This window comes from Pseudoalteromonas sp. 13-15 (assembly GCF_001468205.2).
Taxonomy (GTDB): domain Bacteria; phylum Pseudomonadota; class Gammaproteobacteria; order Enterobacterales; family Alteromonadaceae; genus Pseudoalteromonas; species Pseudoalteromonas marina.
The window spans coordinates 3,125,148-3,137,443 of the sequence record NZ_CP019162.1 but is presented as its reverse complement, the minus strand read 5'-3'; the positions used below and the strand labels follow the sequence as shown (position 1 = coordinate 3,137,443).

Below are 12,296 nucleotides of genomic sequence, written 5' to 3'. Positions count from 1 at the left end.
ATTTTTTACGTCGACCGAAAGCTAAAACATTATTTTTAAAAGGCCACAAGTGTGGCCTTTTAATACAAAACCAAACGCAATGACTAATATATTTCAGCACTTACAAATGTATATACATAATTACTAAACTCTGGCTTAGTTAAATGCCCACCTTCAGACATCGTATCTAAAAGTTTTGCATAACTGTTTGCATCGGTTGCATTACCGGCATAGCCATAAAGCAATACCGTTAACTCTTCTAAAATAACCTCATCAGTGGGTTCAGGGAACACACTACCAAAAGACAAATCTGGAATTTGACCACTTATGCCCGCTTTTATTGTCCAATCAAATCGACTTTCAGCAGAATCATCAACTAAAAAGCTGTAACCCCATATTGTGCGAGCAAACCGATTGTCAACATTACCAAAGTCAAAACTTGAATCATTGTTTTCAGCAAATTGAAGTAAACTAAATCCTAAATCGTCAGTAACGATCGGAAGTGTGGTCAGCTGATAATCACCATTAGTATCTACTGCGCTTCGGGCATAGCTTTGAAACTCAACGTCAACACCATCTACATTCATAAGGTCTGACATAAAATCAAGTTGCACATAAAAATTATGCTCAGTCACTGTTGGGAATACAAAAAGCGTGTTTGATATTTCAGAACCACTATATTGAACAAACCTATACGTATTATCAGCTTCTATATAACCTCGAGTACTAGCATAATCTGCATCAATATCTAATTGAACAGGAACTTCAACACCGTCATGAATAAAATCTTCATCTGTTAGGGTAATAACTGATGAGTTTACCGGTATATCAATAACGGCAGCTTTTGCATCAACTGAGTAACTAGAAAGCGCCGTTAAATAAAGCTTATTATCATTCGGGCAAACATTTACAGACCCCGAAACTTCGTTACCTTGTGATTGATATATTGTGTAATCAGACGCAATCGTACTTAGCGCTGTTGTATCAACACTATATTCAGTACATCCACAATCACCTGTGAAGTCATTAAAATAAAAGGTGCCTAAATTAGTTCTATTTTCTATGTTAAGCTCAGTGATAATTTGCTTATAACCACCGTCTTCTTCATCAAACACATCACCTAATACTGATACATGCTTGGTGCCTGAGGGTAACTCACCTGAAAATTTACCTTCTGCATCGGTTTTAACAGAACCGATAGCATCACCATCATCACTATGAAAAACAACATCTGCTTGATACGCAGAATCAGCCCCGCATTCGCGAGTTAATGTTTGTAAAGCAATAGTTTGAAGTTGGGCAGTGTTACCACCGCTTGACGAGCCGCCAGAGCTACTTTCTGATGAAGAGCCACCACATGCGCTAAGCGTTAAAGAAAGTGTAATAGCAAGCGGGGTAAGTATAAATTTATTCATTTTAATTAGTCCGTTAAATTGGTTCACCTAGCATTATCTCTAATTAGCAAAAGCAATAACAAGATAGCCACCACCAAAACGGTTACAAAATTGCAATAATTTGTAAACAAGCCGCGATTAAGTACCTCACACATAACACCATTTACTAAATTAACTCACTTGTTCAAGTGAATTTATTAAAAACTACACTACGCTTTATGTATTAAATAGTTAATGACTATTTATTTGCTTAACCCTTGTTTAGCCAAAATACCGAGATAAATACACAACAGGACTGACCTTATGAATCGCTTACTTGGCCGACTATCTATCATTCAGCTCTCTTTGTTAACATCAATCATATTAATGGTTTTTATTTTTATATTGCTGATACAAAACATAGCGAATAAATGGCAGGAGTCGCAGACACTGCAGCAAGATATTGCATTAATTAGCTTGTTAGATGCACTGGAAAAAGTGGCACATAACCATGCTGTAGAGCGAGGGTTAACTGCAGGATTTTTAGGAAGTGGTTCAGCCGAGGCCAAAAACAAAGTGCTCGCGCAACGCCAAAAGGCAGATACCTCAATACAACATTTAAAGTCGGTAAGTGATCAACTAACTAAAAATTCTACAAAGATCTCTAAAAATTTAAGTATTCTTTTTGATCACAATGCAAAAAAAGCAGCATTACGCACCCAGGTTGATAAACAAGCAGCCCCTGGTGCCTTCGCGTTTTACAGTAAATTAAATCAAATTGCACTCGATGTAGCGGCTAACCTGAGTAGCCAAATAAAGCACCCGGTATTATCTAAAGATCTAAACATTGCTTTTTTGCTCGCGCAATACAAAGAACGTTTGGGCCAAAATAGGGGAAAAATAAATGGCACTTTAGCTAAAAAGCAATTAACGAGTGTTACACAGCAAAATATTGCCTTATACAATTCAGAAATCGATTTGCTCAATCAATATTTAATAGCTAATTTGCAAGGCAAACAATTACAAAGCTTTAACAGCATTATACAAAGTGCTGACTCACGTAAAATTAATGCAATAACAAGCACATTACTCAACACAGAATCGCCCAACTTTACAGCTTTGCCGGCACCCTCTGTGTGGTTTCCTATGGCAACACAACAAATAACTCAAATTAAAAAAGTACTAGACAGCCAATGGAGTACTGTTGACAAAGATGGCCTTGAACTAAAAGAAGCGGCCGATACAACGCTTACACTCACTATTGTCTACTTTTTGGTTACACTTGTGATCATCGCATACTTAAACTTTCATTTATTAAGTACTCTCAAAAAGGAATTAAGCCAACTAACGTCACTCTTACTTAAAGCCGAAAAAGGCGACCTAACAATAGATATAAGGCTCAAAAGTAAAGATGAACTCGGCGAAATATCAAATGCTATCCACAATACTATTTTCGCTTTTAAAGACCTGCTATTAGGGCTCGACCACTCAATAAATTCAGGCTCCAAACTCAGCGATGATATGAGTAATGCAACAAAAACAGTCCTTGATGATTCAAACAAAACATTGGCTATGGCGAGTAATATAGCCACCGCAATAGAAGAAATGGCCGCAACAAGCCGCGAAATAGCAGGCTCAGCTTCTGAAACTCTCAGCTCTAGTGACGAGTTAAACAAACAAGCCAATCTGTTGATAGAAGATAACAAACTCAGCCAAAGCTCAATTACTGAGCTTGCAACGGGGATGTCTGACGTAGAAGAAGTGGTAAGTAAAATGGATCAGCAGGTAGCGAGCATATCGTCCATTTTAGATTCAATTAGTAGCATTGCAGAGCAAACTAATTTACTCGCGCTCAATGCCGCTATTGAAGCAGCAAGAGCAGGTGAGCATGGTAGAGGGTTTGCCGTTGTTGCCGACGAAGTAAGAAGCCTTGCCGGAAACAGTAAAGAATCATCAGAAAAAATTTCGTCTTTGCTCGGCGAGTTACAATCTATCAGCGACCAAGTAGTTAGCTCTATTGTAGCAAGTACTAAATTATCAAAGGCCACTTTAGAACGATTTGATCAAGCAAGAGCGGTATCCGAGCAAGTGCATACACAAAGTAAAGTACTCGAAAACTTAGCCATGAACGTGTCATCAGCCGCAGAACAACAGTCTGCAGTTGCGTCAAATATAGCAGTGGATGCTGCAAGCGTATTTGAATACGCCAACCACGAAGTTGAAGCAGCACGTAAGCAAGAAGAAATATTTAATGAAATGCGACTAAACACTGAAACCCTGCAACACACAATGAAAAACTTTAAGTTTCAATAGTTAATAGCAACCTTGTAATACAGCTAGAGGCTAATTGCTTAAGCAAAATAAACCAAAGCAATTAGCCCGCTTTATTAAGTTACTTTACCCGCCAAGTTAAACCGTGGCTCGGCGTATAACTTTGTTGTAACTACATCAACTAACGTATTTACCGCTTTCCACACATCTTCAAACGAGGTATACAAAGGCGTAAAACCAAACCGTAAAATATTAGGCGCTCTAAAATCAGCAATAACGCCTTTTTCTATTAATGCTTGGCAAATAGCGAATGCGTGGTTATGTGAAAAAGCCAATTGGCTTCCGCGTTGGATTGAATCTTCAGTAGAGCTTAAGCGCAAGTCAGCCAAGCTAGCATGCGAATGCACTAAAGCAATAAACACATCGGCTAAAGCAATCGACTTAGCCCTCACATCGCTTATTTTTACGCTTTCCCACACATCAAGTGCAGCGTCTAACGCACTCATAGCAATCACACTTGGCGTACCACATAAATACTGATTAATACTTGCTGCACACTCGTATTGAGCATCAAACGCGAATGGCTTTGCATGCCCCATCCAACCACTCAATGGCTGTTTAACGGCACTTTGGTGGCGCTTGGCAACGTATAAAAAGGCAGGTGAGCCAGGGCCACCATTTAAATATTTGTAGCCACAGCCTACTGCAAAATCAACGTTGCATTTATCCAGCTCAACCGGCAATGCACCTGCACTGTGTGCTAAATCCCATATTACTAAAATACCTTTTTTATGGGCAAGCTCAGTAAGTTTTTGCATATTCAAAAGCTTACCAGTTCTAAAGTTAACTTGGGTAAGTAACAATACCGCTATATCATCAGTTAAGTTTTGTTCAATATATTGCTCTTCAACTAGTTTTAATTGGCATAAGTCAGTACCTAATAAATCGCTTAAACCTTGCACCATGTATAAATCGGTCGGAAAATTATCTTGTGTCGACAACACTTTACTACGGCCAGTGTTTAACATAAGCGCGCTGCTTAAAAGCTTAAATAAGTTTATTGAAATCGAATCACAACAAATTACTTGGCCTTTATCAGCACCAATTATGGGCGCTATTTTTTCACCAACCTGAGTAGGTAAATCAATCCATTGGTGATCATTCCAGCTCCTAATTAAATGACTCCCCCACTGCTCGCTCACTACTTGTGCCACTCTGGTTTTAACCGCCTTAGGTAAAGCACCTAGTGAGTTACCATCTAAATAAATAGTGTTAGCGGGTAAATCAAATTCATCACGCTTGCTTGCCAGCACATCAGCTTTATCAAGCGCTACAATATCATCAAAATTCATTTATCGATTCCGTTTAAATGTTTAACTAAGGTGCTAAAAGCAGCAGAACCTGGGTGTATCCAATCAAAATGCCCCACCCCTTCGAGTAAATCTACTGGTCGATTAAGCTGATCTAAATTATACGCAGGAACAATGCTGTCATTCGCACCTTGTAATATAATGCTTTGTTGATGCAATGGTTGCTCACTTGGGTTGGCCTGAGTGTATTCTTTAGGTTTATCGCTTGGCATACCTTGCATAAAATCTTTAGTGACTTTTTGGCAGCTATTTGTACCTGCCGCATAGGCTTTTATATCGGTAATGGGAGCAAGGCCAATGACGCCTTTTAATTCACTCATTTGTCCACCCGCTAGTAACGCTAAATGACCACCAGCCGAGTGCCCAATAACCACTGTATTATTCAATTTAAATTCGCCACTGTTGTAGACACTGGATGCTAAAATGCCGGCTTTAATATCGTCAAAAGTTACAGGCCAGCCACCACCGCTTTTACCACTGCGGCGATATTCCACCGACCACACATTAAATCCTGCTTGTGCTAAGCCTGTGCTTAATGCATAGCTGTGTTTTATATCGTATGCACTTAGCCAACAGCCACCATGTAGCAATACAACTAACGGCTTTGATGTACTTTGTTCAGCTTGCGTGGCGCGCCACAGTAATGCAAATTGTGATTCATCACTCCCATAAGGTACTTTTTCATTAGCATTTACAAAACTAAGCGACGCTACTTTAGAGTAAGCAACATTGTTTTCAACAACAGGAAACTCAATGTTGTTGGTAGTCTTACACCCGCTTAAAAACCACATACCTAAAAGTAAAACAACCATATTTTTCACAACACAACTTCCTTTTAAAATTTTAAAAACAACGCCTTTATACATATTAAAACTGCTACCATAGCGTTACGTTTAACTTGCGTTATCACGTCACTTAATCATTAATTAATAACACTTTAGTGGCTGCAATTATTATTGTTATACACAAAACAGGCGTAATTAATTACCATTGTTTACGTATTTACCCCCACTTTACAAAAGCAGCGCCAAGTTAACCATGCTAAAAGCAGCGAGTAAAGTTACTGCGGTTAAGCTTATATTTATACCTAAATTATTATTAACTTAGCTTTAAGGTGTTGGCCATTAAAAGCTTATGTATAATGACTCGCTCTGGCTATTATTATGCCCTCAAGTGGAACACAACAATGAAAAAACTATCTAAAGTGCAAGAAAAACAACAAGCGCTTGTGCTTAACGTTGCCGATAAAATAGAAGAGCAAGGCCGAGCCGAACTACCCGGTATGCTGCAATGTTGGTTTGACGTGGAGTATCACTTATTCCCAGGCTCGTTACTTATGTGCTTTCAGTTTGAAAACCAGCAAACCCTTGATGCCGCCGAGCCTGACATATTAAAATGGCAAAAACGATTAAGCGGCGCAATGCTTAAAAAAGGCGTTATTTTAAAAGATATGCGAAAGCATCTAAAATTTACCTTAAACGGCCCAGACGACTAAACTACATTAACAAAAACCTTTGCCTGTAATTACAAATAAAGCACAGTAAGCTCAAGTGCGTTCAGTATTAAACTCTTTTACATGTGCTATTAATTGTGGAAAAAACGCTAAAAAAGCGGCATCTAATTGGTTGTAATGGCGTTTAATATCTTCAGCAGCACCAGTAAATTGGTTGGCAAAACGAATACGATCAGCAATATTATCCAACGCATTCCCCACACCATTAATGGTTTCGTAATCTTTAAACCAATCGTGTTTAGTTATGCTAGTAACAACCCGCTGCATACGCGGCGGCATGTGAGCTAACCGCTGATTTAAAAGCCCAAAACTGTTACGTTTAAAATCACTCAAGGGCTGATCACTAAACCGTTGCCAATGCATAATTAAAAAGTGGTCAAAAACTACATCAATTGCAACGCCTGCAAAGCGCCTGCGCGTTGGTGAAAAGTACTGTTTAGCTTCTTTAACAATTGGGTGAGAGTCGGTAAATTTATCAACTAAATAGTGATTACTAAGCGCATCTTTTACAGGCTCACTCAGTTGCGCCACATGCCTGTGGCCACCAAAATCGCCCAATAAGTTTCCAAAATGAGAATCAGCCGTTGGCTTTGCAAAATAAAGATGGGCTAAGTAATTCAATATGTTCTCGCGTTAGTTACTCTGTTTAAATAGTAACTTAGGGATCTAACATATACTATGCTTCGTATAAGTTACGTCTAATTATAAAGTTGAGCAGCATGGAAAATATATTCCAAACCAGTCGTTTTTTAGTTGTCATCGCGGTTATTACCGCAGCATTATCATCGCTTCTTGTTTATGTTTCGTGTATTAATATTGTTTTTAATATAGTGGTTTCAACCATCCTCGACCTACCAGACTCTGCAAAAGCAGGTAAAGCCCTCATAGTTGAACTACTTAAAATTCTCGATTTACTATTAATCGGTATTACCCTACAAGTAATTGCCATTAGCTTATACCGCTTATTCATATCGCCTGCTAAATCAAAAGAAAGTAAGTTTTTAGCCGCTTTTAATATTAAAGACTTTCATGATTTAAAAATAACCCTCGTACAAGTAACCTCAGTTGTTCTTGTCATACTATTTTTAGAGCATGCAGTGGAATTTGGCGGCACACTAGAAACCCTGTACCTAGGAATAGCCATTGCAATTGTTATAGCCGCCTCAACATTTGCATGGCGTTCAATGAAAGACTAGCTATAAATAGTTTTATAAATAATTTTAATTCGCCAAATTACAAATCAGTGGATTACAGTGCCACGTGCTTTTACATTCAAATTACGGCTTAAGTTAGGCTGCTTCCTTTTCGGTATATAAATTGCTGTTACTCATGTTCTTGCTTTAAAAATTAAACATAAATATGGCTATCTAAATTTAGCAAAAGGAGAAAATTATGAGTAACAAACAACTAATTACGACTATAGGTATAGGTTTGGCAGCAGCTTCTGCCGGTATGTTAACACGGAAAACTTTACAAAAATCGTGGGAAAAGGTTACCAACGAACCAGCCCCAAAAGACAAGCCAAGCGAAAATACAGATCTTAAAGAAGCAGTAACTTGGGCTGTAGTTTCAGGCATTGGAGCGGGCGCAGCAAGAATGGCTGTACGATATATTCTCGACAAACGTCAATCCAAATAAGATTTAAATTAATGCCTCTTGTAATATTAGTGTTTACAAGAGGTTTAACCTTCCTATCACTCCACCAGCCATAATTACCCCAAACAATATAGATATGAACGTTCTATATTCCTGTACTAGACCGTGTACGATTCCCCATATAATTTGCATAACCTGAGTTGAGGGTGCCACCATAAAATACTGTTCAAGCAGTAAACGGTTCTTTCTCTTTGGTTAAATTATTTGTTCACCGTTTTGTTTTGCTAAGTTGTCTGTTTTGACGTTATCTTAATTGAGCAACTATAACTATTAGATAATAATTAAACAAAAGGAATGTACCGATGTTGAATATTACAACAACAGGTTTATATAGATCTGCACTCTCAATTTTCACCTGCTTATCTTTTTTAAGCGTTTTAATCGTACCAATAGCGACTGCTGCTGAGCAATCTGAACCAACCGCATTAGTGGGCGGAAGACTGATAGATGGATTTGGTAATCAGCCACTTGCCAACAGTGTCATACTAGTAAAAAACGGGCTCATTGAAAAAGTAGGAACAGTTGATACATTACCTATACCTACGGAGTACAAAATTGTCTCAACAGAAGGGATGGATGTACTTCCAGGCCTTTGGGAAAACCATGCACATTTAATGCTAAACGGTCATGCTAACTACAAGCATTGGCATAAAGAATATACTCCCAAGCTCACGAACGAAATTATGCCTGCAAGCGCTGAACAACTATTGTTAGCAGGGATAACTAGTGCCCGCGATTTAGGCGCACCATTAAAAGACTCCATTACAATAAAAAATAAAATAGACAATGGTGAAATCCCTGGACCACGCTTGTTCGTTTCGGGCCCCTTTTTGCAACACGAAGCCTATCCTGGTACCGAGCTTTATAGGTGGGGTGTTAAAAACGTTGAAGATGCAAAAAAAAAGGTCAACAAACTGGCTGATGCTGGTGTTGATATCATCAAACTAATTGATCATGACATAATGAAAATTGAGGTAGCACAGGCTATTGTTGACCAAGCCCATAAACGCAATCTGGTAGTTGTTGCTCACTCACACAAACCTGATGAAATTAGACGAGGCCTAGAAATCGGAGTTGATAATTTTGAGCACACTGGACTTACTACAGCCCCCGAATTTCCCAACGATGTAATTACTTTACTCAGAGAGCGTACTGCCAAAGGCCGAATTGCCGGCGGACCACTTTATTGGACCCCAACAGTAGAAGGACTTTGGAATTATGATTTAACCGTTGCCAACCCCGAGCGTTTAGATAATACATGCTGGCACAGAGGTCTAGAGCAAAGCACTATTGATGATATTCGCGGCTCATTAAAAAACGTAGGCGAACTTGAATATATGCAATTAACACCAATGCGCAAACCTACGTTAAAACGTAAAATTCAACAATTAAAAGAATCTGGTGTAGTTTTACTGGTCGGTACAGACAGCGGAATACCAACTAAATTTCACTGCCAAAGCACATGGAACGAACTAGCTGTTTGGGTAAACGAAATGGACATTTCTGCAATGGATACAATTCGTGCCGCCACTTACTGGCCATCAGTGCTTATGAAGGTAAACGATAAAGTAGGAACAGTAAGCGAAGGGAAATACGCCGACATTATCGCTGTTAAAGGTGACGTATTACGTTATATAAACCTTTTACAGCATGTTGATTTAGTCATGAAAAACGGCAAAGTTTATAAGCAAGACGGTAAAGCGACAGCTGACAAATAGCCCCCCTAAACCTTTTTCTCCACTTTCTTAATGCACGTCGAAAGTGGAGAGCATTTATTTAATATTTTTAGTGCTTTCCCCATAAAAAAGACTCAATGCTAGCTTTATAAGTCCAATAACCAAAGTGAGTTAATCGCAAAAGCAAATTTCAGTCGATTCAACGTTAATAGGTTGCTCTAAATTAGCAATCGTAGGATAGTAAATTACATATAAAACAATAGCCTTATATTAGGAATATTATGATCAAAGTATTATTAGCGACCAGCTTAATTGCCTCTTCATTCGCTGCTTTAAGTAATCCTTTAACTGTTGAAGAACAGCGTATCAACAAAGCCCAATCGGCAATGCCCAATGTTTTAAAAGCATTTACCCCACAGGTAACAAGTTTTGAGCAACAATTTAAAGAACTTAACAACTTTAAAAGTGCAAAAACATTAGTACAACGCTTTAGTTTTGAACTATGGGAAAACGCCAAACAACGCATAATAAATACCAATAACTACGACGACCGAGAGCTCTACTGGGCACGCCTGCTTTCAAGCAAAGTAATACGCACAACATCGCCTAAATTTTCAATTACGCATGCTCAACTCAATACGTTACTAACCCTACTTGAGGAGGGCAGTAGAGGCCGTACCGATCTGGCTTTTTCATCAGGCAGCACTAAAAAAATATTACTTACAGGCTTTGACCCTTTTTTACTCGATAGAAACATAAACCAAAGTAACCCCTCAGGTGTTGCAGCGTTATTACTCGACGGCCAAGTTATTAATTACAACGGTATCAGCGCAGAAATTAACACCGTTATGGTGCCTGTGCGCTACGAAGACTTCGATCAAGGCATAATAGAATCGCTACTTGCCCCCTATTACGCACTTAATAATGTAGACATGGTAGTCACCGTAAGTATGGGCAGAACAGAATTTGATTTAGAGCACTTTCCGGGTAAACGCCGTAGTGTAACCGCCCCCGATAACGCTAATATTGTGTATGGCGGAACGCAAACAAGCCCAGTAATACCAAAACTTAATGGCCGACCACTCCCAGGCAACGAGTTTGTAAAATTTAGCTTGCCTGTAAATTACATGCAAAACGCCAAAGGCCCCTATAAAGTTATCGACAATCGTGAAGTCACCACGCTTGAAAAAACCTATAAAGCGGGTTCGTATGGCGAGCTAAAAAACAGTATTGCGGTAAATGGCGGCGGCGGTGGTTACTTGTCTAACGAAATATCGTACCGGAGTATTCGCCTTCGCGATGCGCTTAATTCAAGTATACCTACAGGGCATATTCACACCCCACGTATACAACAATTCGAACCCGAAACAGAAGCTAAAATAGTAAACCAAATAAAGGCAATGCTAGAACAAAGCCTAGTCGCGCTATAAGTTATAAAAATAAGTTTAAGCGCGTAAAAAAGGGCAATATTATTGCCCTTTTTATAACTAGCTAAAAATTGCTTTTGGGTCGTTAAAAAGAAAAATATTTATTATTAGCTTCAAAATCAATTCTTACTTCAACAGGACGGTTAAATAGAGTTACTAAGGGCAAGTTTACATTTTCACTCATTAAACAGCAGAAAACTGACCCAACGGGGCGTTCTTAAAAACACATAAAATATAATTACTATTTATCAAGGCTAGGCAAAAACATACTTTCAGGTACTTTATTTTTAATCATAACGTCACGGTATGTACCGTCGCTCATACCTAAATCAATGGCTTTATTCACTACCGCCATAGCCTTCAAACTTTCAGCAATATCTTTTGCAAATGCAACATGGATAGAACGTTTTTCAATTACATCGGAGTCAAATAATATGTCGTTTTTAAATTCAATTAGCTCAGTGCTCAACAAATACTTGCCATAACTTTCTGACATAATTAGGCGGTCTACCTTTTGGTTAAAAAGTAGTTTAAACCCTTGTTGAGCTGTGGCAACTTCTAACAACTCATAAGTATTATAGCCAGTTAATATTTTGTCATGCACACCTAAACGCACACCCGCAATAATAGCATGTTCGTCTTTTCTATCCTTATGATAAAAAGCACCAAATACTCCCATTCCAATTGGGTTTGATAAAACCGCCCATTGCTCTCGTCCTGGCAGGTTAGCAGCTAAAAATAGACCATCAGCTTTTCCTAATTGAGTATAATAGTTAGCTCTAGCCCATGGTAAAATAATGGCGTCTACTTCATATCCTAATTTAGCTAAACTTTGATTTAAAAATTGCCAACTAGCACGATAAATTGGGTAATTCTCCATCAGCATTTTGTCATGATCGTGACCAACCGCAAACGTAATGGTTTTTCCCTTTTCACTGGCATTTAACGAGCCAATGCTAAAGCAAAAAATGCAAAGTAAAATAAACACCCTACAAATCATAGTAACCTCTTATTAAAGATCTCATTAAGGG

General features: G+C 38.6%; 11 protein-coding genes. 6 read left to right on the top strand and 5 right to left on the bottom strand.

What is annotated here, in order from left to right; translation table 11 throughout:
* Nucleotides 1-83: 83 nt before the first annotated feature.
* Nucleotides 84-1,394: a hypothetical protein gene (locus ATS72_RS14515; protein ID WP_058428391.1), complete on the bottom strand. Its 1,311-nt coding sequence runs from the start codon at nt 1,392-1,394 to the stop codon at nt 84-86.
* Nucleotides 1,395-1,676: 282 nt separating this feature from the next.
* On the opposite strand from ATS72_RS14515, the gene ATS72_RS14510 reads away from it, so the two are divergent.
* Nucleotides 1,677-3,665 (top strand): methyl-accepting chemotaxis protein, encoded by a 1,989-nt coding sequence (locus ATS72_RS14510; protein ID WP_058428390.1) that lies wholly within the window; start codon nt 1,677-1,679, stop codon nt 3,663-3,665.
* Nucleotides 3,666-3,739: 74 nt separating this feature from the next.
* Here ATS72_RS14510 and kynU read toward each other — a convergent pair whose 3' ends face one another.
* Nucleotides 3,740-4,975 (bottom strand): kynureninase, encoded by a 1,236-nt coding sequence (kynU, locus tag ATS72_RS14505; RefSeq protein ID WP_058428389.1) that lies wholly within the window; start codon nt 4,973-4,975, stop codon nt 3,740-3,742.
* Entirely contained in the window at nt 4,972-5,814 is an 843-nt protein-coding gene (locus tag ATS72_RS14500) for an alpha/beta hydrolase family protein (protein WP_058429144.1), read from the bottom strand. Before ATS72_RS14500 ends, kynU begins: the two co-directional genes overlap by 4 nt.
* 365 nt (nt 5,815-6,179) lie before the next feature.
* Between ATS72_RS14500 and ATS72_RS14495 the strand changes: the two genes are divergently transcribed.
* Nucleotides 6,180-6,488: a hypothetical protein gene (locus ATS72_RS14495; RefSeq protein WP_006794804.1), complete on the top strand. Its 309-nt coding sequence runs from the start codon at nt 6,180-6,182 to the stop codon at nt 6,486-6,488.
* 51 nt (nt 6,489-6,539) lie between these two features.
* Here ATS72_RS14495 and ATS72_RS14490 read toward each other — a convergent pair whose 3' ends face one another.
* Nucleotides 6,540-7,127: an acyl carrier protein phosphodiesterase gene (locus ATS72_RS14490; protein ID WP_058428388.1), complete on the bottom strand. Its 588-nt coding sequence runs from the start codon at nt 7,125-7,127 to the stop codon at nt 6,540-6,542.
* A gap of 98 nt (nt 7,128-7,225) precedes the next feature.
* Here ATS72_RS14490 and ATS72_RS14485 point away from each other — a divergent pair, with 98 nt between their 5' ends.
* From ATS72_RS14485 to ATS72_RS14470, 4 genes are all read left to right on the top strand, one after another.
* Nucleotides 7,226-7,702 (top strand): YqhA family protein, encoded by a 477-nt coding sequence (locus tag ATS72_RS14485; protein ID WP_039036410.1) that lies wholly within the window; start codon nt 7,226-7,228, stop codon nt 7,700-7,702.
* A 196-nt stretch (nt 7,703-7,898) separates the two neighbouring features.
* The gene (locus ATS72_RS14480) at nt 7,899-8,144 is read left to right on the top strand and encodes a DUF4235 domain-containing protein (protein WP_039036409.1); all 246 of its coding nucleotides are present in this window, start codon (nt 7,899-7,901) and stop codon (nt 8,142-8,144) included.
* A gap of 320 nt (nt 8,145-8,464) precedes the next feature.
* Nucleotides 8,465-9,880, top strand: coding sequence for an amidohydrolase family protein (locus tag ATS72_RS14475; protein WP_058428387.1), 1,416 nt, complete (start codon nt 8,465-8,467; stop codon nt 9,878-9,880).
* A gap of 239 nt (nt 9,881-10,119) precedes the next feature.
* Complete coding sequence (locus ATS72_RS14470; RefSeq protein ID WP_058428386.1) at nt 10,120-11,268, top strand: hypothetical protein; 1,149 nt, start codon at nt 10,120-10,122, stop codon at nt 11,266-11,268.
* Nucleotides 11,269-11,506: 238 nt separating this feature from the next.
* Here the strand turns inward: ATS72_RS14470 and ATS72_RS14465 are convergent, their stop codons facing one another.
* A complete protein-coding gene (locus tag ATS72_RS14465) occupies nt 11,507-12,265 on the bottom strand; it encodes a substrate-binding periplasmic protein (protein WP_058428385.1) in 759 nt (252 codons plus the stop codon).
* Between the last annotated feature and the right edge of the window lie 31 nt (nt 12,266-12,296).

Bases quoted from the DNA above. Each gene is read 5' to 3' on its own strand.
- ATS72_RS14515 (WP_058428391.1), bottom strand. From the start codon at position 1,394: ATGAATAAATTTATACTTACCCCGCTTGCTATTACACTTTCTTTAACG.
- ATS72_RS14510 (WP_058428390.1), top strand. From the start codon at position 1,677: ATGAATCGCTTACTTGGCCGACTATCTATCATTCAGCTCTCTTTGTTA.
- kynU (WP_058428389.1), bottom strand. From the start codon at position 4,975: ATGAATTTTGATGATATTGTAGCGCTTGATAAAGCTGATGTGCTGGCA.
- ATS72_RS14495 (WP_006794804.1), top strand. From the start codon at position 6,180: ATGAAAAAACTATCTAAAGTGCAAGAAAAACAACAAGCGCTTGTGCTT.
- ATS72_RS14485 (WP_039036410.1), top strand. From the start codon at position 7,226: ATGGAAAATATATTCCAAACCAGTCGTTTTTTAGTTGTCATCGCGGTT.
- ATS72_RS14480 (WP_039036409.1), top strand. From the start codon at position 7,899: ATGAGTAACAAACAACTAATTACGACTATAGGTATAGGTTTGGCAGCA.
- ATS72_RS14475 (WP_058428387.1), top strand. From the start codon at position 8,465: ATGTTGAATATTACAACAACAGGTTTATATAGATCTGCACTCTCAATT.
- ATS72_RS14470 (WP_058428386.1), top strand. From the start codon at position 10,120: ATGATCAAAGTATTATTAGCGACCAGCTTAATTGCCTCTTCATTCGCT.
- ATS72_RS14465 (WP_058428385.1), bottom strand. From the start codon at position 12,265: ATGATTTGTAGGGTGTTTATTTTACTTTGCATTTTTTGCTTTAGCATT.